This window comes from Segatella baroniae B14 (genome assembly GCF_022024235.1).
Lineage (GTDB): Bacteria > Bacteroidota > Bacteroidia > Bacteroidales > Bacteroidaceae > Prevotella > Prevotella bryantii.
This window is the reverse complement of record NZ_CP091800.1, coordinates 219,390-240,952: the sequence shown is the minus strand read 5'-3', so window position 1 is coordinate 240,952 and position 21,563 is coordinate 219,390. Positions and strand designations below refer to the sequence as shown.

Annotated in this window: 20 protein-coding genes and 2 pseudogenes; 17 read left to right on the top strand and 5 right to left on the bottom strand. The window is 36.6% G+C overall.

Annotated elements, in window-relative coordinates:
- Positions 1-7 precede the first annotated feature (7 nt).
- The 11 genes and pseudogenes from galE to L6469_RS11190 all read left to right on the top strand — a co-directional run bounded on the left by galE (position 8) and on the right by L6469_RS11190 (position 11,304).
- Positions 8-1,030, top strand: a complete 1,023-nt coding sequence (gene galE / locus L6469_RS11240; RefSeq protein WP_006283764.1) for a UDP-glucose 4-epimerase GalE — start codon at positions 8-10, stop codon at positions 1,028-1,030.
- 95 nt (positions 1,031-1,125) lie between these two features.
- Positions 1,126-2,187: a dehydrogenase gene (locus L6469_RS11235; RefSeq protein ID WP_006283765.1), complete on the top strand. Its 1,062-nt coding sequence runs from the start codon at positions 1,126-1,128 to the stop codon at positions 2,185-2,187.
- A gap of 19 nt (positions 2,188-2,206) precedes the next feature.
- Positions 2,207-2,854: an SIS domain-containing protein gene (locus L6469_RS11230; RefSeq protein ID WP_006283766.1), complete on the top strand. Its 648-nt coding sequence runs from the start codon at positions 2,207-2,209 to the stop codon at positions 2,852-2,854.
- A 24-nt stretch (positions 2,855-2,878) separates the two neighbouring features.
- Positions 2,879-4,144, top strand: a complete 1,266-nt coding sequence (gene gmhB / locus L6469_RS11225) for a D-glycero-beta-D-manno-heptose 1,7-bisphosphate 7-phosphatase (protein ID WP_006281486.1) — start codon at positions 2,879-2,881, stop codon at positions 4,142-4,144.
- 338 nt (positions 4,145-4,482) lie between these two features.
- A pseudogene (locus L6469_RS11220) lies at positions 4,483-4,732 on the top strand (UDP-glucose 6-dehydrogenase); the annotation flags it as partial.
- 275 nt (positions 4,733-5,007) lie between these two features.
- Complete coding sequence (locus L6469_RS11215; protein WP_039869604.1) at positions 5,008-5,397, top strand: hypothetical protein; 390 nt, start codon at positions 5,008-5,010, stop codon at positions 5,395-5,397.
- Between the two features lie 385 nt (positions 5,398-5,782).
- Positions 5,783-6,142, top strand: coding sequence for a hypothetical protein (locus L6469_RS11210; protein ID WP_143067219.1), 360 nt, complete (start codon positions 5,783-5,785; stop codon positions 6,140-6,142).
- A gap of 93 nt (positions 6,143-6,235) precedes the next feature.
- Positions 6,236-7,504, top strand: coding sequence for a DUF262 domain-containing protein (locus L6469_RS11205; RefSeq protein ID WP_039869600.1), 1,269 nt, complete (start codon positions 6,236-6,238; stop codon positions 7,502-7,504).
- Positions 7,505-7,637: 133 nt separating this feature from the next.
- Entirely contained in the window at positions 7,638-8,423 is a 786-nt protein-coding gene (locus L6469_RS11200) for a hypothetical protein (RefSeq protein WP_177181316.1), read from the top strand.
- An 8-nt stretch (positions 8,424-8,431) separates the two neighbouring features.
- Entirely contained in the window at positions 8,432-9,451 is a 1,020-nt protein-coding gene (locus tag L6469_RS11195; RefSeq protein WP_143067217.1) for a BT4734/BF3469 family protein, read from the top strand.
- A gap of 128 nt (positions 9,452-9,579) precedes the next feature.
- A complete protein-coding gene (locus tag L6469_RS11190; RefSeq protein WP_006281480.1) occupies positions 9,580-11,304 on the top strand; it encodes a reverse transcriptase domain-containing protein in 1,725 nt (574 codons plus the stop codon).
- Between the two features lie 50 nt (positions 11,305-11,354).
- On the opposite strand, the pseudogene L6469_RS11185 reads toward L6469_RS11190, so the two are convergent.
- A pseudogene (locus L6469_RS11185) lies at positions 11,355-12,260 on the bottom strand (IS30 family transposase).
- A gap of 475 nt (positions 12,261-12,735) precedes the next feature.
- Between L6469_RS11185 and L6469_RS11180 the strand changes: the two are divergent.
- From L6469_RS11180 to L6469_RS11155, 6 genes are all read left to right on the top strand, one after another.
- Complete coding sequence (locus L6469_RS11180) at positions 12,736-13,080, top strand: hypothetical protein (protein ID WP_006282003.1); 345 nt, start codon at positions 12,736-12,738, stop codon at positions 13,078-13,080.
- 56 nt (positions 13,081-13,136) lie between these two features.
- On the top strand, positions 13,137-13,403 hold the full coding sequence (locus tag L6469_RS11175) for a hypothetical protein (RefSeq protein ID WP_006282004.1): 267 nt from the start codon (positions 13,137-13,139) through the stop codon (positions 13,401-13,403).
- 62 nt (positions 13,404-13,465) lie between these two features.
- Positions 13,466-14,680 (top strand): ATP-binding protein, encoded by a 1,215-nt coding sequence (locus L6469_RS11170; protein ID WP_006282005.1) that lies wholly within the window; start codon positions 13,466-13,468, stop codon positions 14,678-14,680.
- Positions 14,681-15,133: 453 nt separating this feature from the next.
- Positions 15,134-16,453 (top strand): site-specific integrase, encoded by a 1,320-nt coding sequence (locus tag L6469_RS11165; RefSeq protein WP_006282006.1) that lies wholly within the window; start codon positions 15,134-15,136, stop codon positions 16,451-16,453.
- Between the two features lie 135 nt (positions 16,454-16,588).
- Positions 16,589-17,464, top strand: coding sequence for a hypothetical protein (locus L6469_RS11160; protein ID WP_006282007.1), 876 nt, complete (start codon positions 16,589-16,591; stop codon positions 17,462-17,464).
- A gap of 17 nt (positions 17,465-17,481) precedes the next feature.
- Positions 17,482-17,763 (top strand): STAS-like domain-containing protein, encoded by a 282-nt coding sequence (locus L6469_RS11155; RefSeq protein WP_223918733.1) that lies wholly within the window; start codon positions 17,482-17,484, stop codon positions 17,761-17,763.
- Between the two features lie 614 nt (positions 17,764-18,377).
- On the opposite strand, the gene L6469_RS11150 is transcribed toward L6469_RS11155, so the two are convergent.
- The 4 genes from L6469_RS11150 to L6469_RS11135 all read right to left on the bottom strand — a co-directional run bounded on the left by L6469_RS11150 (position 18,378) and on the right by L6469_RS11135 (position 21,539).
- Positions 18,378-18,896, bottom strand: a complete 519-nt coding sequence (locus L6469_RS11150; protein WP_006282009.1) for a hypothetical protein — start codon at positions 18,894-18,896, stop codon at positions 18,378-18,380.
- A gap of 22 nt (positions 18,897-18,918) precedes the next feature.
- Entirely contained in the window at positions 18,919-19,107 is a 189-nt protein-coding gene (locus L6469_RS11145) for a hypothetical protein (RefSeq protein ID WP_039870155.1), read from the bottom strand.
- 114 nt (positions 19,108-19,221) lie between these two features.
- Positions 19,222-20,226, bottom strand: coding sequence for an acyltransferase family protein (locus L6469_RS11140; protein WP_006282010.1), 1,005 nt, complete (start codon positions 20,224-20,226; stop codon positions 19,222-19,224).
- A gap of 206 nt (positions 20,227-20,432) precedes the next feature.
- On the bottom strand, positions 20,433-21,539 hold the full coding sequence (locus tag L6469_RS11135) for a glycosyltransferase family 4 protein (protein WP_006282011.1): 1,107 nt from the start codon (positions 21,537-21,539) through the stop codon (positions 20,433-20,435).
- Positions 21,540-21,563: the final 24 nt, after the last annotated feature.

Sequence of the window (21,563 nt, the reverse complement as noted above, 5' to 3'; positions counted from 1 at the left end):
ATTGCGTATGAATATTTTGCTAACTGGTGGTGCGGGCTATATTGGTTCACACACGATTATCGAATTGGATAAAGCTGGGCACTCAGTTGTGGTTGTAGATAACTTTGTAAATTCACAGCCAGAGGCATTGCGTCGTGTAGCTAAAATTATTGGTAAGGAAATTCCATTTGTGGAAGCAGACGTTCGGGATCGCGAGGCTATGGATAAAGTGTTCTCCGAAAACAAGATTGATGCCGTTATTAACTTTGCAGGTTTGAAGGCTGTTGGTGAATCTGTAGCTAAACCATTGGAGTATTATGAAAATAACATGAATGGCGTATTCGTACTTGTAGATGTAATGCGTAAGCATGGTTGTAAGAATATCATTTTTTCAAGTTCTGCTACTGTTTATGGTGATCCTGCTATTATCCCTATTACAGAGGAATGCCCTAAGGGAGTATGTACTAATCCTTACGGCTGGACCAAGTCGATGTTGGAACAGGTGCTGATGGATGTTCAGAAAGCAGATCCAGAATGGAATGTTGTTCTTCTTCGTTACTTCAACCCTATCGGTGCTCACGAAAGTGGAACTATAGGAGAAAATCCTAATGGTATACCAAACAACTTGATGCCATATATTACCCAGACAGCAGTAGGCATGCGTAAGGAATTGGGTATCTTCGGTAATGACTATGATACGCCTGATGGCACTGGTGTTCGTGATTATATTCATGTATGTGACTTGGCATCAGGCCATGTTGCAGCCTTAAAAGCAATTACGGAGAATAAAGGCTTAGCTATTTATAATCTTGGTACAGGTCATGGTTATTCTGTCCTTGATGTTGTGAATGCTTTTATGAAGGTGAATGGTGTAAAAGTTCCTTATGTTTTTAAAGAAAGAAGACCTGGTGATATCGCGACCTGCTATTGTAATCCAGCCAAAGCAAAGGCGGAATTAGGTTGGGAAGCCAAGCATGGTATCGAGGATATGTGCCGTGATAGCTGGAACTGGCAGAAGAAGAATCCGAATGGATATGATACGAAGTACTAACTACTAATATAACTTAGTATTATTGAGATATATCTCGATAATTTAAATTTCAACTATCTGTACGAGATAACTACAAGAGAAAATTTATTATTAGTATGATTATAAGAAGTAAAACCCCTCTCCGTCTTGGCCTAGCCGGAGGCGGTAGTGATGTATCCCCATATAGTGACTTGTATGGAGGACTTGTATTAAACGCTACAATTAATCTCTATTGTTTCTGTACAATAGAGGAAACACAGGATGACAAAATTACCATTGAGGCTTATGATGCCGATACACATGAAAGCCATGCTGTATCCGGACATCTTGAAATTGATGACAAAGCACCTCTCATCAAGGGTGTCTATAACCGCATTGTCAAAGACTTCAATATGGAGCCTCGTGCTTTTAAGATTACAACTTACAATGATGCGCCTGCAGGCTCTGGCCTTGGAACATCATCAGGTATGGTAGTATGTATTCTGAAAGCATTCGTAGAGTGGCTGTCATTACCTTTGGGTGATTACGAAATCGCTCGTTTAGCGTATGAAATTGAACGTATCGATCTTGGCTTCCGTGGTGGTAAACAGGATCAGTACGCTGCAGCTTTTGGTGGCTTTAACTTCATGGAGTTCTTAAAGGATGACATGGTTATTGTTAACCCATTGAAGGTAAAGCGTTGGATTATCGATGAGTTGGAAGCATCAATGGTTCTCTACTTTACAGGTAAGTCTCGTTCTTCTGATGCTATTATCAGTGAGCAGATGAAAAATACCAAAGAGAAAAATGAGGATGCTATCGAAGCGATGCACAAAATCAAGCAGAGTGCCAACGATATGAAGATGGCCTTGTTGAAAGGCGATATCGATGCCTTGGCTGATATTCTACGCGATGCTTGGGAAAACAAGAAGAAACAAAGTGCTCATATTACCAACAGTATGATTGACAAAGCAATGAAAGTTGCCTTTGAACATGGTGCTAAAGCTGGTAAAGTTAGTGGTGCTGGTGGCGGTGGCTTCATTATGTTTATAGTAGAGCCAACCAAGAAGAAAGAAGTTGTTGAAGCATTAGGAGAATTGGAAGGTTTCACCATGCCTTTCTCTTTTACTGATGGCGGTGCACATGGTTGGAAGATTTATCCAACAGATAATGTGCAGAGCTTGAGCTATAAAAAATAACACAAACATCATTATATTCATGGAACAAAGACTCAATAAACATGTCGATTTATTAATCGAACGCTATCCTGTTCTTGCAGCTTGCAAGGAAGATATTATCAAAGCATACGATATCATGGAAGAATCGTATGCGAATCGTGGTAAACTGTTGGTGTGTGGCAATGGTGGTTCTGCTGCAGATGCAGAGCACATCGTTGGTGAGTTGATGAAGGGATTTAAAAATCCTCGAAAACTTTCAGACAAACAAGCTGAAGCTCTAAAAGAAGTTGATAAAGAACTAGGTACTATCCTTGCTGAAAATTTGCAGGGAGCTATGCCTGCCATCGCTTTAGATGGACATCCTGGTTTAACTACAGCTTATATGAATGACTGTGAGCCGCTTCTTTGCTTTGCACAGCAAGTTAACGGTTTTGGTAATGCAGAAGATGTTCTTCTTGGCATTTCGACTTCTGGTAATAGCAAGAATGTACTCTTTGCGGCTACTGTGGCTAAGGCAAAAGGTATGAAGGTAATTGGCCTTACTGGTCAGAAAGAAAATAAATTGGAGAAGTTTGCTGATGCATGTATCCATGTACCAGAGACTGAAACGTATATGATCCAAGAGTTGCATCTTCCAGTTTATCATGCATTATGCTTGATGTTGGAAGATCATTTCTTTGGTGCATAATTTAGTATTAGAAAACAAGATAAGATGAAGACGATATTAATGGCAGGTGGCCGTGGTACACGTATTGCTCAGTTGTTACCTGGCATACCTAAACCTTTGATTCCCATAGATGGTATGCCTATCTTGGAGCGAGAGATACGTATGCTCGCTGCACAGGGTTTTAAGGATATTATTCTGACGGTAGGTTATTTAGCTGATCAAATTATTAAATATTTCGGTGACGGTAGTCAACTGGGGGTTCAAATTGATTATTTCGTGGAAGAACAACCTTTAGGTAACGCGGGAGCATTATTTCGTTTACGAGACAAGATTGGTGAGGAACCCTTCTTATTGTTGAATGCTGATGCTGCCTTCCATGTCGACTTCAATCGTATGCTTGATTTTCATAAGAAGCATGGTGGTTTGGTTACCCTTTTCACGCATCCTAACTCACATCCGTATGATAGTGGCTTGATTATTGCAGATGCTGATGGCAAGGTGGAAAAGTGGTTGGCCAAAGAGGATGAGCATCCACAATGGTATGATAACCGTGTAAATGCTGGATTACATATCATGGATCCAAAAATCCTTGATCAGTTTGCTGAGAAGGTTGATTTGGAAGATAAAGTAGATCTTGACCGTCAAATCTTGAAGCCTCTCTGTGGAACAGGCGAAATGTACTGTTATGATAGTCCTGAATATGTGAAGGATATGGGTACACCAGAGCGTTTCCACCAGGTAGAAGCAGACTATCAAAATGGTGTTGTAGAAGCCAAGAATCTAAAAAACAAGCAAAAAGCTATCTTCTTGGATAGAGATGGTACCATCAATAAGTATGTTGGATTCTTACGTAATATTGACGACTTTGAATTAATCGATGGCGTTGCTGAAGCTATCCGTCAAATTAACGAAAGTGGTTATTTGGCTATAGTTGTTACAAATCAGCCAGTGATAGCTCGTGGCGAAGTATCATGGGAGGAACTCAATGAGATTCATAAAAAGATGGCCACGCTTTTGGGTAAAAAAGGTGCATATGTTGATGGCATCTATATTTGTCCTCACCATCCAGATAAGGGATTTGAAGGTGAACGCCCCGAATATAAGATTGACTGTGACTGCAGAAAGCCTAAGCCTGGTCTATTATTGAATGCAGCAAAAGACTTCAATATAGATTTGTCACAGTCTATTATGATAGGTGACAGTGATCGGGATGTAGAAGCAGGTATTAATGCTGGATGCAAGTCATCGATTAAGATTGAAAGTAACGAGGACAATGGATTACTTAATGCAATCAGAACAATACTTTGCTAAAAACGTATTTTACATAGCATAAATACAAAGGTGTGAGTCAGAGATTTTTTCCGGGAACGCGTAAATGCTTTTCTAGGGTTTAATACAAAGTAGAGACGATTAAAATATACCATTTTAAAATTTATATCAAAACAATCTGTATGACCGCAATTGTATGAGTATTAAATAGAACAGGTATAGCTTTTGCCGCAGACAGTGCAGCTACTGTAACATCGCAGCAAGGACAGAAAATAACTTATCATGCTAATAAGATTTTTTCTTTGTCTAAGTATCAGCCTGTAGGATTTGCTATTTATAATAATTTAATGTTTCATGGTCTACCTTGGGATTCTATTATTAAGATGTTTAGTGATAATTTCCGTCAGATTGCTATTCAGGGCATCATGAAGCGTGTCAAGGCCAAAGGTGCTAGTTATCATCTATGAGCCAACACTGGAGGAAGGATCTTTATTCTTTGGCAGTAAGGTGGTGAATAACTTAGAAGAGTTTAAGGCACAGAGTAATGCTATTATCGCTAACCGATATGATGCTTGCTTGGATGATTCAAAAGAAAAGGTGTATACCAGGGACTTGTTTCATGAAAACTAGAAAAGTTATGACGGCACTATGATGTCATTGGTCTGCCCTGTATAGGAGCAACCAGATTTCTTTCGAGCAGTTCTCGAAACTCTCTGAGTCTGAAATTCTGAACATTCTAGATAAGTCCAAAGACCTTCCTATCAGCAAACTGTGCTTATTTGCCCTTATGGATAAAGATAAGCTGTCGTAGGCAGTTAAAAATGATGAAGCGAGGATATTGAATCTTGTAATATACTTGCTATTTAATACCGTGATTTTGTAATTTCTAGACTTAAGAAAATAAGATGAATACTGTTCAGAAACAATATATAGCAGAATGGCATGATAATTTTGTTAATTACACTGCAAAGATTTGCTCTTTTGTTGATTCGATGAAACTACTGCCAGAGGCTACTGATCCCGACAAACAAGCTATAGAGCTATTCAAATATTTACTGCATAGTAAGGACGTTGCTGATGTAGAGAAAGATTTGTCTGATGGCATAATAAAGAAAAGTACATTAGATAAAATAGAAAAACTTGATAAAGATATGGTCAATTTTGCTATTGAGCATATTTCAGCTTCCCCAGTTTTCAAGGATATTCTAAAACGAATATCTTATCATCAGATAGAGTTCAGTAAACAAGTGTGTGCTGAAAGACTGAATGAACTACAGATACCATTCGAAGAATAAATCATACGAGAATAATTTGTATAGATGTTGACGATACTATTGACCGTTGTATCGAGTGGCTTGATTTTAAGTTATAAATGAAGGTTTACCATACAAAAGATGTGTTGAAGTTGTCAACAGAAGAATGATGTTATGTTTATGCTGAAAATCATTACAGCAAAATGAGAGAAATCACAGCCATTTAGGTATGACTGTTTCTAGGAACGATTATGATTGCGTAGAAACACGTATTTCGAAAAAAATAGATATTTACGAAGAATTCATGATTAATTATAAACTTGATTACCAAAACACAATTAAAATCACTGAAGAAAGGGAGGTGATATACACTATATCGAGTAAACATCGAGGAAACAATAAGAATAAGAGTAATTGGTCTATAAAAATGCCTATAGAAGTTTCTCTATTCAAGTCTGCATTAAAAAAAGGTTACGAAGACGGAAATGTAACCGTAATTCCTGGCGAAGTAGTCCGTTGGAGAGTATATCCTCGCTCAAAGAATTATTTGAATCACCTACATCTCGTATATGAAGACAGGTTGGAAATCTATTCTTTTAATCATGATGCATTGGTCAATCAAGAAACTAAGAAGATTGGAATTGAGTATATTCCAGATGAAGTCCCTATTTACAAAAGTAAGAGTGATAGCGCAACTGCGAAGCAGGCTGGCATCTTCGATAATCTGGTCCTGAAGAGTGGAGACTTTAATGAGTTTAATCTAGACAATACTGAGTTGCCGTTTTAAACTTAGATTTGAGAAGTATGTATAAATTTATAAAAAGGAATTATGCCTACAAGAATCTTGTGCCTACAAATACATTATAATGATTAGATTAAAATGAAATCAAGAACATATTATGGGGAATATTCCCTAAAGCACTGGATTAGCATGATGCTTTCAAAAAAGATAGTGCTTCCAGAGTATCAAAGAAGTTTTGTTTGGGATGTAAGAGATATCAAACGATTAATAAAGTCCTTTCAAAAAGGTCAATTCGTTCAACCAGTAACAATAGGTCTTTATTCAAATGGTGATGATAACGATACAAACCTAATATTAGACGGTCAGCAGAGATTAACATCACTTATTTTAGCTAATATAGGCTATGCACCTGATTTGAATAAGTTTGAAGCAGCAGCAAGCTTAGCTTCTGATGATGATAGTGTAGATTCAGATTCAGAATCAAGAGGGCCTGTAAAATGGACTTTCGAGAATCTGTTAGTGGATAATATTCACAATAATACTATTGAGAAGATCCGAGAAAGAGTGTCATCTGATGAACGTTATGTAAAAATCAAGATAGATGGTTTAGACTCAACAGATGAAGAAGATTCCATGAGCAATTTTCTGACTAATACCTTTTTAGGATTCTCCTACATAGTACCTAACTCTCAAGTAGGAAAAGAAATTCAAAACGGTTATACTAGACTATTTCGAAACATGAATTTCTTTGGTAAGAGATTATCTGTGCTAGAGAGTAGAAGATCATTGTATTATACAAATGTGGATTTCAAATATTTCTTTGAAGGACTGATAAATCCTGAAGTAGATGTTTTATGTGGATTGACTATTCAGGAGAAGATGGTTAATACGAGAATAGACTTTGTTAGATATTTAGCCATATTATCTCAGTACGTTATCTGTGATGGTGACATAAAACAAGTTTTGAAATGGTATTCTGCTTATTCATCACGTGAAGCATACTATGCTGATTACGTATCCTTTATATTAGGACTCGAACAAGAAGAGCATATCGAGAAATTTGACGGCTTCAAGTTTACTAAAGTATTCCCTAATTCATGTTGGAAAGAGCGTTATGTGAAATTGAATAGTGAGGTAAAAAAATTAAAAAAAGATTTTGAACTGGATAAAAATAACTCATTCAAATCTTGGATTGATGTAGACTATTGGTTCTTTGGATTAATATATCAGGTCGTATTTAAAGGAAAGGCTTTAAATGAAAATGTTACTTCTTTAACTCGTGAAATTTCTAAAGCTATCCAAAGGAAAAAAGAAGATACTGGATATAGTAAGAGTCCTAACAGATTAGGTAATGTCAGAGATCGATTAAAAGAATCCATTGAAATATATTCAAAATATGTATACTGATATTCATACAGATTTCATATTGGAACCCATTTATACTATATTGATAAAGGGAATTAATGCTTGTAATTCGCTCCCTTTCGGTATTGGTAGTTACCCTATGAGCGAGTATTACCTTCAGTCTGTCTTTATAAATATGACAGGCGCTTTGGAGCAGAAAATGAAATGTATCTGTTGGCAGATAGCTACGGATGACTATCAGTATCGGTATGAATTTCTTCGTTCCAAGAATTATGGAGAGTGTTCGTCCTATACTGATAAAAATAATGTATATAAGGATTTAATTGATGCTATTAAAAGAAAGAAAAGAACATTCTCACTAAAAGCTATCTGGGATGATTATGATATCCCCGAAAAAAAGATGAATTCGGAACGAGAGACTTGGCAAGAAGATGAGAAAAAGAAACGATTAGACAAAATCAATAATATTCTTAAGTCTGAAAAAAATAGGGGTAAGATTTTATCACTAGAAGAAAAAGAGAAAATGCGTGCAGGTATCCTTAACAAACCATATTCGGAGTCAAAATTTCTTCGGCATATTGAAGAATCTAAAGGTACTTGGGCATTTAGAGATCGACTAAAGGAAATACATATTACTTTGGCCCAATCCATTTTTACCAAATGGAGAGTTAGAGATTATCTCAATTTTCAAAATAACTATATTAATGATTTTCAAAGTATTAATGTTACACCATCAGAGACAGAGTTATTGAAAGGTTCTCTTGTAGACATGTACGAACAAGTAGTCTATAAGCAAAGAAATCGTATAGCACATAACACATTGTCATACCAACAGAATTTACCAGACCTTAGTGATTTGGCTGATAAAAATTACTATAAGCATAATTATTTCTATCGATTTGTGATGCTCGTTGTTTTGGACGATGTTTTTATCAGACTATATAAGAAATACATTCAGTAATTTATAATATGACATATTCTCCCTTAGAATATTTTGCCCAAGTAGATATATCTTACTTTCAGTCTATGAAAGGAAATCCCACCCACATAGTAAATGTAGAGAGGGTGTTAAATGGTATATCATCTGATGCGTTTAAATCGGAAATTTTAAGAATTAGAATGCTAAAAGCTACAGATTCTTTAGCTGCAAAAAGTCTGAAGAGTTCACTTCCTGCAGTAACTTTCTGTGGAACATTTCAAAACAAGCGGAATATTGAGGGATGTACTAATTACACGGAACTTCTTGTTATAGATATTGATCACATAGATAATTTGGAAACAGCTAGGATATATTCAAATTTATTGTCTGATACTTACATAGCATCTTTTTGGAAATCACCTTCTGGCGATGGGTACAAGGGGCTTGTTAGATTGGAGTTTGGTGGTTCTCTTGATAGTGCTGATATACAATACAAGCACAGAATTGCATTCAAAAAGCTATATATGTATTTATTGGCGCAATATGGTATTGAATTAGACAAGAGTGGTTCAGACATATCTAGGTTATGTTTTATGAGTTGGGATCCTCATCTTATTATAAAAGAAGTGGCTGAAGCTTTCTTTGTTTCAGATGGTGATATAATAGTAGATGGTCAAGATAAACATACAAAGCCTGTAAGCGAACATAAACAGGTTCCAATCAAGCCACTTGGCTGGAATAATCTAATTGGAGAAAATAGAAAATATCCAGAAAATAGTTATTACCGTCACAAGCTGATGGAATTATACAAGAAACTGTTAAAGAAAAATATTTCAATAACAGATAGTTATGAAAATTGGGTAAAAGTTGCATTTGCTATATCCTCTAGTATTCATCCAGTGAAAGGACGAGAACTGTTTCTTAAGTTCTGCAGGCTTGATGGAGTATATCATGACGAGCAAAAGAGTGAGCGTCTCATTTTTGATGCTTACCTTAAAAACAGTGGTAAAGTTGGTTTTCAAACAATCATATACTTAGCAAGGGAAAAAGGGGTTAAGTCGGATAGATAAGACTACCAGATTCTTCTGGCAGTAAGTTTTGACACGGGAAATAAAGAGGCACTTCGCTGACGTGTTGTACCGAAGAACCCTAATCTTCTGAATATTTTTTTACGTCTATCTTATATTCTCCTATCCCTATGCTAAGTTCATATTTTGAAAACGATATTATCGTAAGCAAACTAATTAGACTAAGATGTAGATTAGCTGACAAAAGAGCTGATATCATGCAACAGGAAGACTTCGTCTCATTTGATAAACTCGAAAGAAGGCAATCAGAGTTTACAGTCGACGAGGCTTTTATTTATAGTCTTTTCCCTCCAAGAAAAGAGTGGTGTCATATTGGCAAGAAGAATAGACTTAATAAGGATTCCGTTTATAGAAATACATTTAAGTTAACAGCTACTTATAATAAAGAGAAAGGAAAACTTAACCATCCTGATTGGTACAAGAGATTAATGAAATATGTCGTGGAAATACGGTCATTAGCTCTTAATCCTATTCAAAAAATTCCATCGCCTATAGTTTCTGTATTATTCAAAAAAATAGATCCAAAAGGAATTGTGGAATGTAGACCTATTTGCAAGTTTAAATTAAAATGGAAGATTTGTTTATCCCTTTATAATGGTATAATCACACGTCTGTTAGATGAATATTTTCTTCCATGTTCCTATGCGTTCAGACCTCCCAAAAATGGTGATAGGTATATGTTTCAACATATGAATTCTATATGTCAGATCGTAGATTACCGAAAAAAACATATTGATAGAATCTTGTTTGTTGCTGAATGTGACATGCAAAAGTTCTATGATACCATTAACCATAGTGTAATTAAGGATCGTTTCCTGATGCTAATGACAAAAGTTAGGGAAGATGGGAAAATTAGTATGTCAGAATATAGAATCATTAAAGCATGGATGTTTTCTTATATTGGATGCTTTGACTTTCGTAAAGATGTGTTTCTGCTAAATAGAAAGCAAGACTCACATGTATGGAATAAGATAAAAAAGAAATATCCTGGCTATCCTGTAGTGATAAAGTGGGTTACTGAATTGGAAAAACGAAAAAATGCCAAGTGTGGTGTTCCTCAAGGTGGTGCATTATCAGGTGTCATAGCAAATATAGTTATGCACTATGTCGATCAACATGTCGTAAGATCTATTGGAAATTCGAATGTACAATATCTGAGATTCTGTGATGATATGGTCTTAATAGGTACTTCCGAATCTCAAGTTGCCAAAACATTAAATAGCTATAACGAAGCTATTAGAATGGCGAAGTTATACCCTCATAAGAGCGAGGTTATTAAGTATGAAGATTACAAAGACTTTTGGAATGGGAAATCACGTGGTCCTTATAAATGGGGGGCTCCAGAAAAAGAAGTTCACCCATGGATAACTTTTGTTGGCTTTGATATTAATTGGAAAGGACAATTACGAATTCGCCATAAGTCATACGAGAAGCAGTTAGACAAACAACATCAAATTGTGTGGGAACTACTTAACTATTACAAAAAACATGATGCGAATTATTCTTCTAACACTATTTACTCATCGATTGAGAATAGATTGATTGGAATGAGTGTCGGTAGGGTAAATTTATGGAATTACAAGACATGTCCCAATATACATAGTTGGGCATCCGCGTATAAAATATTAGATAAGAATCCATGGTCAGAGAAGCAACTTAAAGGTCTGGATAGACACAAGATGTTAGAATTACGTAAAGCATCGCATTTTCTTGACCACATGAATACACCCCAAAAAACGAAGAGTACATCCGATGATATTAACTCTCGTAACAAAGCTCTTTTTTATATGGGTAAGCCATTTAGTTATTATGGGCAATTATTTAAAGACTTTTAAAGTGACGGTTTCAATAAGTAATATCGCGAATTCAACAAGCAAGTGCAAATTTAGTTTATATTCTTCATAAAGCACTCTTTTGGTGTTGAAAAGTTGAGTTTTGCTCTTGGTCTATTGTTAATTTTTTCCATAATCTTTGTAATTTGCTGTTGGCTTATGCGTTCAAACGTTGTTGATTTTGGTATGTACTGTCTGATTAATCCATTTATATTTTCAATAGCTCCCTTCTGCCATGAGGAGTATGGATCAGTAAAATAGACAGGCGCTCCAATACTCTTGGTTAGCTTCTCATGTGAAGCAAATTCCAAACCATTGTCGGTAGTGATAGTTTTGATTACATCCTTATATGGCCAAAGTAAATGTATGACAGCTTCAGCCAGTTTATCAGCGTTCTTGCCATGCTTCTATTTTCGCATAAGCAGCAGATTGGTACTGCGTTCTGTAAGAGTAACAATCGCTCCATGATTACCTTTTCCCACAATAGTATCCATTTCAAAGTCTCCGAAGCATTTCCCGTCAGTTTCTACAGGCCTTTCACTAATGCTTACTCTATTTGGAATAGTTTGTCTCTTACCTCCAACTGGTCTAGTTCGATGCTTCAGCCTATGACGGCAATTCTTGTACAATCTTCCACCATTCCGTTTGTCATTCCGAATGATACGGTAAATGCTTTCATGAGAGATAAATATCTCATATTTAGCAAGATGTCCTGAAATCTGCTCGGAAGACCATAGCTCTTCTTTGAGGAGTCTGATGGCTTCAGTCTTTATTTCGGCTTTGATTGCGCGATTGCCAGGGGTACGCCGTTTGTGGTATTCTGCATTCTTTTGAGCTGTTTCATAGTTATATCTAACTTGAGTAACTTTTATTGCAGTTGCAATCTGCTTTTTATTCATTCCGTTTTGTAGTAAGATAAAAATTGTGAATCTTTGCTTCGAGTTTAACTGTTTGTACATAGCAATGCAAAATTAGTTATTCTTGGGGAGATTTCGGTCTCCCTTTTTTCTTTTTTATGCATTGCTTGTTGAAATTCCAAGTTCATGCTATCATGGGGGCTGCTCGCCCCCAAACCCCTCGGTGTTTTCAGGTATTAAGTTTTCATACCACTACACCTTAGAAAATTGCACTTCTATTGTGAACTTGCGAAAAATACCCACTTACCGCCGAGTAATTTTGGATTTTACCTGGCGGTAAGTGGGTATTTTGGAGATATTCCTTTGTTTCGCTCATCAACCAAGATGTTGAAAGAGTTACGAGGTCGTCTGATTTTTCAGGTGGCCTTTGCTTTTTATAAGATTGGTTTGATCACGCGCAAGGTGAATTGTGAAAGTTAATGTTACATTTTTCAGCATTTGTCGTTTGTATTTCCCAATTTATTCTACTATCTTTGTCCAAATGAAAATTCATACCGCTGATCATAAAAGTAAGTTTATGGACAAAAATTACATTATGACCGATCTTTACGGAAATCGCTACAATGGCGTGTATCCTCCTGAATATAAGTATAATGGAGATGCTCATCATGGATACAAGACAGACAAGGAGGAAACCTTGTTTTATGATTTTGCTGTACAAGGATATGACCTCATGATTAGTTATCAAGATAAGTTTTATTACTTTATGGTAGATGATGATGGTGTGTGGTTATCCGACGATGCGTTTACTGCAAAGATTACCCGATTCGAAAGTGGTAATGACGTGCTTGAACATTTCTTGATTGATGGTAAGCCGCTTATTAAGATGATTGATAAGTTGGATGAGTGCGAGCCAATATAAAAAACGGGAGATATGACTAAGCCAGATAAACAAGAATATTCGAAAGGAAGAGGAAAATGATACGAACAAAACTGAAGAGCAATTTCTGGCATCCTACCCAATGGGATGATGATACTCATTTGTATCTCGACGAATTAGGTTGGAATGATGCAGCTCAATCGGATGCCCATGCCACAGATTCGTGGAATATCTTCCGATTTTATCTGGAGCATTATGGTTTTGACCTGGTATTTAATAAATCAACAAGGAGTAATTTTGCACCATACTTTTATAGTTTGTATGAAGTTTCTTGGATGCTTAAGCTAGTTATGTATCATTTTTAATATAATAGCGACTAACTTAGTACTTTTTTTGCTATCTTTGCATAAACAAAACAATTATCCCAATGATTCATCTTTTAATTAAAAATATAGGTCCATTATCTAATGCAGATGTACATTTAAAGCGCATTAATGTAATTATTGGTCCACAGTCTCAGGGAAAAAGTACTCTTCTGAAGATTGCGAGTTACTGTTCATGGGTTGAAAAGCGAATAGAACTTACCCAGTCTTCTTCTTATTTCTCTTCTGACGATCATTTCGTAAATGACTTGATAGTTTTTCATAAAATGCAAGGATATCTTCGTAAGGATGCCTACATTTCGTATGAATCGGAGTTTATGAAGTTTTCATATGATTTTAATTCTAATAAATTTGATTTTTCATGGGGTAAAAAACAATGGGAATATCGTCGCCCAAAGATTAGTTACATTCCTTCCGAACGCAACCTTGTAGGTGCAATTCCTAATTGGTTTGAAGTAAGTATGGAACGTAATAATATCCGTAATTTTATGACAGATTGGGAGAATGCACGCAAAAGTTCCATTGCAGATCTTCAAATTCTTAATTTAAGCGTTTCTTATCGTTTTAATCCTGATAAGAAGAAAGATGAGGTAATAGTTGGTAAAGAAGGGTTGCCTATGGATTTTACTAATACTTCAAGTGGTCTTCAGTCGCTTATTCCTCTTTTCGTTTTGCTTAATTATGAATATACTACTCAATATGAATCTGAAAAAGCAAAACGTATAGCTGGCGATTGGGAAGATGTTGATCTCCTTAAAAACATTTATAAAAAATTATTTAAAGAGAAAGGACGTACAATAGGACGAGAAACCTCATTTACAGATGAGAGTGAAAAGTCTAAGATTACAGTCAGATTACCATATAACAAGATTGTTGCTGGTAACTTATTAAAATTTGATGACAAGAAGACAGCAAATGAATTTGATGATATTTATGGCCATTACCTGCTTACAGACCATAATGTTGTATATTTAGAGGAACCTGAAAATAATTTATTTCCACCAACTCAAGCACAAGTGTCAGATTGGTTGATTGAAAAGACTTTGAATGGCCGTAGTAATTCTTTGATGATTGCCACACACAGTCCATATGTATTGAATCATTTTCTAGAAAGAAACATCGATGAGTTCGCCCTTTTCTTTACATTGGAAAAAGGCAAATATGCAGAGGTTTGTACTGCTACAGAGGATGATTTACAGGCCATATACGATGATGGTGTTGATGCATTCTTTAATATTGAAAACTTAAATAAATTCTAATAACATAATGGCTAGGAATTATACTAACATCATCCCAGAATGCTACGTTGACACAAATCTCATACTTTTTTGCGATAATGGGTAAAATAAAATACGGGTCAGGGATATGCCTGACCCGTATTTGCTGTTATCGTCAATCCCAATTAACGATTAGAGATTTAGAAGATAGTATAGACTGCGGCATTAATCCGCCCGATGGCAGTCAGAGTTGGATAGCTCCTTATGCGCAAGAGGCATTTGATAAATATATTGCACCTAGAAAAGAATTGTCTACATTTATCATAGAACATAGCTGCTTAGATATAGCCAGTAATAGATGAAGCCTGCTAAATAATTATTTTAGATAGCCCAAGGAATACTTCCTATTCGGATTTTTTTGTTATATTTGCACTAATAGTAGATGAAAAACATAACTTTTCACCACATTCAACTATTTCTAAATAAAATCTGGATTTGGACTATATCTTTGTTAAATCGCAAAAGCGTGGATTTGAAGACTGTGGTAGCATTTACGCACATGTACGAGAGCCTGGAGTTAACCGGAAATATGCTTTAGGTTTCAAGATTAAGGTTACTGAATGGGAGAATATTCGACAACTCAACTATTCTTCCTCGGCTTTTATGTCTAGTATCGGCATCACTTATGGCCAGTTCTCGACGATTCTCTCTCTGATAAAAATAGAATTAGAACAGCATTTCGATGCAAATACGGCTGCTAACAAGATACAAGAAATTAAGATTTCTATCCTTGGTGAAGAGAAGGCGAAAAGCCTGGGTATACATTATCGTAAGCAAACCTTGCTCATGCAGTATATGCAAGAGTATATTGCTGATTTGAAATCGGGTAAGCGACTTAAGCGACATCGGGCCGTACCTGTATCTCAGGGGTATATCGATAATATGCAGGCCACATTAAAGTGTCTGTACGATTATCAACACCTCTTTCATCATAAAGTTACGATAGAACAGGTAGATATGACATTTCAACGCAACTTTGTGAAATATCTCCAGGATAGAGGTCTTAAGCCTAACACGATTAGCACGAGAATGGCTTCACTTCATGTCATCATGAAATCAGCTTATTTCGATAAGAAAACGAAAAAGATAGATTGGCAACATCCTGATTTTATCCCGGCTCAAGAGGAGGTGGATAAAATCTTTCTGACTCCGGAACAGATAGAAAGTCTTCGAATGGTAGACTTAAATTCTATTGACTCTTCGAGCGAACGGAGTCATACAAGTTTAGAGCAAACTCGGGATGTCTTCATTGTAGGGTGCTTGACAGGTCAACGTATATCCGACTTTATGCGCATCAGCCGTGATATGATATTTAATCTGAATGGGCATAATTTTATCAAGCTCAGACAAGTGAAAACAGGAACTATCGTCTATATACCTCTTGATGTGCGAGTGAAGGCGATATTGGATAAATATGGTGGTAGTTTACCTCAAACAAGTAAAATAACTTTCAATAAAAATCTGCGGAAACTAGGTGAAATAATGGGCTGGACCTGGTATCCGCATTTTGATCATCAGCCCTGTACGAAGACTTCTAAAAAAACACCAATACGATTTTGTGATATGTTATCATCGCATACCGCCCGAAGGAGTTTTGCGACAAATTCTTACACAGCAGGTATTCCGATTAGTTCGATTATGACCGTAACGGGCCATAGCTCCGAAAGGAATTTCAGGAAATATCTCGGTCTGCAAGCTCAAGATAGAGCTATCGCTGCAGCCGAAGACTTTAAGGGCTTTATTAAGATGGAGTAATAGTGCTTTGCAAGAATGGTCATATAAAAGTGTCTCAATTTTGATATATGAGTTAAAAAACAAGATTATTAATGACTTAAATTAAAAAAATAGCATTAAATTTGCAAACTAGATTTTATATCTATAGGTTATAGAATGTCAAAAGAAATAAAAATAGAATTTAATAATACAGATGAAAGCTATTGGCGTCATGAAATCTGTACTTATTATGGACAGTTAAGCAAAAATGGTAATGGTACAAAAGTAACATTCTTTTTTGCCAATTCTATTAATGTTGAAAACATTTTACCTTTTCATCTTGTAACATTAGCAAATCTCATACATTATTTATCGACTAACGGGTATTTGACTTGTATTAATATAGATCAAAACCGTCCTGTTTATGAATATATTTACAAGGACCTTAATTTCTCTGAGTATTGGAAAGGTGGAAAAAATCACGTAGAAGCTAAGACTTCTAAAGATATTTTTAATCTATGGAGAATTGTAGAAAAAGAGATGGATCTTTATGCAAAAAAAGTAGAAGATTACTTTAGAAATACATACTTCAAAAAGAAGGATTTAAGTTTTATAAGTACAATAATGACAGAGGCTTTTTATAATGTCTTTGATCATGCTAAAGCTGGTAATAATGCATTTTCAATCATAAAGTATATTGAAGAAGACTATAAACTTCATGTGGCCATTTCCGATTTCGGAATTGGCATTACAAAATCAGTTAGATCATTCTTACCTTCTATCAAAAATGATAAAGAAGCCTTAAAGATAGCCGTTAAAGATAAATTTACGGTTGGCTCAACACAAAGAAATAGGGGATTTGGTTTAGCTAATATTTTGAATGGAGCAGATACCGCTAGAATATTTAGTGGTATGGCTTCATTGCTAAAAGAAGAAAATACCGGTATTCAGTTTTATGATACCGACATTAATTATCCTGGAACTTTGATTTACTTCGAAGTAGATTTGAGTAAATCTGAGGATGAAGTGATAATAGAAGAATTTGATTGGTAAAAAAAGTGCTTATGTGTATGATAAAAATGATTGATATTTTAGAATCTAGGCAGAATCTTCCTGCTGCAGGTGAAGTTCTCTATAGTTCTATTAAAGAAGCTATCCAAAAAAATGATAAGCTATCTATTGATATGGAGGGTGTTACATCGTTACCTTCTATTTTGCTAAATGTATCAATTGGGCGTATTATAGACGAAGATGGTGTAAATACCTTAAAGCAATATGTTAGTTTTGTAAATATTACTCAGCAACAGGCTATGAGATTACGTGATTATTTAAATAGATACGAACAAGCGTAATACAATGACCAGAAAAGCGTATTATATATTATTGCTGTCCGCTAAAATCTGAAAAGCGATAAATCATATGTTCGCAGTGCCGATAAACAGGTATTGCGGACTTTTTTTGAAAAAATAAGCCCCCCTCAATCAAAAAGTGTTACTCCACGTCTTTGAGTTATATTCTGCCTAAAACGCAGACCTAACATACTCCAATAAGCTTGTTGAGCATGGTGCCTAGGTCTTTGTAATATCATAATATCACCTCTGGCAATTTAAATATTCTAAAATAACTTTACCCTCGATTTGCTTGTTTCATTCGAGAAATTAAGCTATCTTTGCATCGACGAAAGTTAGTGCATGTACACATATCCAAGGTGTATGGGCACTTAAAAACGAGAAAGGGGAGGATACTTATGTGTGATGTGACCCCGAAAAGTTGGACATTAAATTAAACATTAATTATTCAACTCTCTATAGTAGTGAGCTCGGTATTGTACCGGGCTCATTCCTTTACGCCTTAGTTCTTCGATGGCCCGTGCCCAATCTCTCGTAGTCGGGCATTCCTTTCCTCGACTAAGGCTCTCACTTTTTTAGCAGGCAATATCTGTACTGTTTGCCAGAGATTTTGGAGATTATTTGCTGGTCTCCATCTTTAAGAACGTCATCTCCTGCACATTATTATCCGTGTGGCAAGCCGTCATCTTGTATACAAGCTGATATCCATTCTGACTCGACAAAAACAGAGAGCGGGGGCGTTCACCCGCAAGGCTCTTGCCGGGCAGTATCCTATACCATCTGTTAACCCATTCACCATTATAGCGTGAACAGATATAAGATTTTACAATTTCACCTTCTCGCCAATCATTGATAAAACGTGGCAACCATGCATACCTTTTTACACGCACATGTATCTCTTTGTCGTTCTCGATAATCTCCTTCAATGCGCTGAAATACTTTCCGTCCTTATCATCTGTCTCATGCTGGCTACCCTTGGGATAGAAGAGGATTGTATGCACGCCTTTGGCATCAAAGTAGTAGTGGGGATGAACATATCCCACGCTGAGACCCTTGAGTGTCATCTCGTAAGCCAGCAGCTTACGGTCACGCTGCCCCATCCTCTTTATCTTCTGCCAGATTTCTTCGTATGTCATTTCTGTTCCTTAATGTCTATTCTTAATAATGGAACGTATGATATGCACGGATATTGAGTCTTTTATATAGCCAACGAAATAATGAGAGTAACTTAATGATTGTGCTCTTACTCGATCCAGAAGAACCTATAATAATCGTGAACTTCTTAATATCTTGCAAATCTGCTGACATGATTGGACCGAAATTACGTATCTGGATAGACTCACTCATCTTCTTTTCTTATTATTTCTCTACAAAGGTAAGGATTTTGTGTTATCAGACAAAAAAACAAGGTTCATTTTATTAATTAATAATCTCTTTGATTTTTTAGATACAAAATTAGTATCATTTTAGCCCAAACATGAATCGTGTGATTTTGAATCGAGATAAAACATATTTATGTAAGGCGATAGGACCGACTATACCGATAAAAACAACAACAACTGCTCCTAAAGTAAACATTACCTCGCTTGAAGTATCACAAAATGCAGGTATCTTATGAATAACTGCTTTGGTAAATCCTTCAAAAGTTGTATGGAATAGATAAATAATGTAAGTAGAAGGAGCAATTGAACAGAGCACTTTACTAAAGACCAATGTTTGATGATGTTCCAACAACGTTGAAATATACATTACTGTTGCAATTCCTAAGTATGGTATCATGTTCTCTATTGCCCCCCCCAATACGGATAGATGTTCAAGAAAAACATACTCTCCTCCTGCAAATAGTAAAATTACAGGAATGGCCAATTTCTTTGTGTAGCCGATATATACTTCTCTATAATCATATGCAACGATACCAAGAAAAAAATATACCATCATTATTCGTGCTTGTTCCAAGCAGAATAAAGTTGTAATAGATATAGGCATGTAATGAAGTAATAAGGCAATGGCGAAGCCTGTAATTCGTAATCGTTTCGATCTGAATATAGGCGCAATGACAAACATCCACCATAGTGCCCATATGAACCACAAGAAATAACCTGCCACTGGACTGTATAAGACCTTGATATATGACAATACTGTTACAGGATTCTCTACATATGCGTTCTTTTCAGTTAGCAATTTGATGGTTACAATTATAAGTGATGTAACAATATAAGGTATCATCAAACGCTTCACCTTCTTCATTAGAAAGTGGCCATAACTTTCATCTTTCTTGAAGGCAATATATATGAACCCACTTGCAAACATAAACAAGGGCATATGAAATGTATATATGAATTCTCTGTTCATCACATACCAACTTGGAGCGTTTTCAGGAATGTAATGACCTATAACAACTAAGATCATACATATAGCCTTTGCTATATCAAAATTGATTAATCTGTTCTTTGTTTTATTGTTCACTATGTGTTATTTATTTTGTTTAACCATTTTAGTCAATTAACCTTTCCTATTACGTAGAACTTGCTCACGTAGAAAATCATGGAGCCTTTTAAATTACTAATTAATGGACCTACTATTGCTTTGATTTGATACAGGAACGTTTGATATTCTTCTGTTTTATCAAAAAAATTATTTATCATTCGTCCGTGTCGTCCGTGGCAAAAAAATCATTTCTCCAGCAAGCGATAGATCTCTGCAAACTGTTCCGCGATCTTATCCCAGTCGTATTTGCTCATGTCATATTCCACATGATGGGCGGGCTCAGCGAGGACAGCATCGAGCTTGGCGGTGAGGGCTTCCACATCCCCCATGGGGAAATAGTCTTTCTCAGGCAGTCCCACTTCTAAGTTGGCAGGGATGTCACTGACAATAACCGGTACACGATAGCTCATGGCCTCCAACAGAGAAATCGGAAGACCCTCGTGCGACGACGGCAGACTGTAACAGAGGCAGTTGGTGAGCAGAGCGTGCAGTTTGCGACCTTTGATGAATCCCGTCAGCACGACACCATTCTCCTTCGCCGTTTTTTTCAAACCGCGCGAATAATCATCCTCGAAGTCGGTATCACCGGCAAGTACCAGTTTGATGTCTTTCCGCTCAGGGTGCTTCTCCTGCCATTTCACAAAAGCATGCACTAAATCGTGCAGGTGCTTCTCCGGAACAAAACGGCACATGCCAAGGACATACTTACCTTTCTCAATGCCTAAATTATCGAAATATTCGGGATAGTCGCAGATCTCCGGCACCGGCACACCATTATAGATAAGGTGTACACCCTTCGTTCTGCCATACTTGTCCTTGACGATGTTACGGATGACGTCTGATATCACCACTACATCATTGGCAAACATGCAGCCCATGCGCTCTCCGAATTTCAGCATCGTCTTGGCGGCGAAGCCCCATTTGTCACGGTCGTAGTCAGGACCATGGTGGGTGAACACTACTTTCATGCCGAGCAGACGTGCCAGCGGTGTGAGCATCGCCGGACCGATGGCCTGGATATGTACAATGCCGGCATGCAGACGCTTCGCCTTCCAGATGGCGCGCCATGTATGGATGATGGCCTCAAAAGCTTTCTTCTTCGGTGTGTCGACATCCACGAGCTTCACACCCTTCCATTCCGTCAGTCCGTCATGCACATAAGTGGACCGCCGGATGACCGTCACGTCGAATCCCATCTTCGCAATGCGTGGAAAGAGCTCCTCACAATGTGTCTCCACACCACCCATCACATTAGGGATGCCACGTGTACCTGTAACAACTATCTTTGTCATAATTATCTTTATTAAGCCACGGAA

What these genes read in the sequence shown, in the direction of transcription:
- L6469_RS11170 (WP_006282005.1), top strand. Translation starts at nt 13,466, where the DNA reads ATGATTCATCTTTTAATTAAAAATATAGGTCCATTATCTAATGCAGAT.
- gmhB (WP_006281486.1), top strand. Translation starts at nt 2,879, where the DNA reads ATGAAGACGATATTAATGGCAGGTGGCCGTGGTACACGTATTGCTCAG.
- L6469_RS11150 (WP_006282009.1), bottom strand. Translation starts at nt 18,896, where the DNA reads ATGACATACGAAGAAATCTGGCAGAAGATAAAGAGGATGGGGCAGCGT.
- L6469_RS11190 (WP_006281480.1), top strand. Translation starts at nt 9,580, where the DNA reads ATGCTAAGTTCATATTTTGAAAACGATATTATCGTAAGCAAACTAATT.
- L6469_RS11145 (WP_039870155.1), bottom strand. Translation starts at nt 19,107, where the DNA reads ATGAGTGAGTCTATCCAGATACGTAATTTCGGTCCAATCATGTCAGCA.
- L6469_RS11135 (WP_006282011.1), bottom strand. Translation starts at nt 21,539, where the DNA reads ATGACAAAGATAGTTGTTACAGGTACACGTGGCATCCCTAATGTGATG.
- L6469_RS11155 (WP_223918733.1), top strand. Translation starts at nt 17,482, where the DNA reads ATGATAAAAATGATTGATATTTTAGAATCTAGGCAGAATCTTCCTGCT.
- galE (WP_006283764.1), top strand. Translation starts at nt 8, where the DNA reads ATGAATATTTTGCTAACTGGTGGTGCGGGCTATATTGGTTCACACACG.
- L6469_RS11230 (WP_006283766.1), top strand. Translation starts at nt 2,207, where the DNA reads ATGGAACAAAGACTCAATAAACATGTCGATTTATTAATCGAACGCTAT.
- L6469_RS11205 (WP_039869600.1), top strand. Translation starts at nt 6,236, where the DNA reads ATGAAATCAAGAACATATTATGGGGAATATTCCCTAAAGCACTGGATT.
- L6469_RS11180 (WP_006282003.1), top strand. Translation starts at nt 12,736, where the DNA reads ATGGACAAAAATTACATTATGACCGATCTTTACGGAAATCGCTACAAT.
- L6469_RS11175 (WP_006282004.1), top strand. Translation starts at nt 13,137, where the DNA reads ATGATACGAACAAAACTGAAGAGCAATTTCTGGCATCCTACCCAATGG.
- L6469_RS11235 (WP_006283765.1), top strand. Translation starts at nt 1,126, where the DNA reads ATGATTATAAGAAGTAAAACCCCTCTCCGTCTTGGCCTAGCCGGAGGC.
- L6469_RS11195 (WP_143067217.1), top strand. Translation starts at nt 8,432, where the DNA reads ATGACATATTCTCCCTTAGAATATTTTGCCCAAGTAGATATATCTTAC.
- L6469_RS11160 (WP_006282007.1), top strand. Translation starts at nt 16,589, where the DNA reads ATGTCAAAAGAAATAAAAATAGAATTTAATAATACAGATGAAAGCTAT.
- L6469_RS11200 (WP_177181316.1), top strand. Translation starts at nt 7,638, where the DNA reads ATGACAGGCGCTTTGGAGCAGAAAATGAAATGTATCTGTTGGCAGATA.
- L6469_RS11215 (WP_039869604.1), top strand. Translation starts at nt 5,008, where the DNA reads ATGAATACTGTTCAGAAACAATATATAGCAGAATGGCATGATAATTTT.
- L6469_RS11210 (WP_143067219.1), top strand. Translation starts at nt 5,783, where the DNA reads ATGCCTATAGAAGTTTCTCTATTCAAGTCTGCATTAAAAAAAGGTTAC.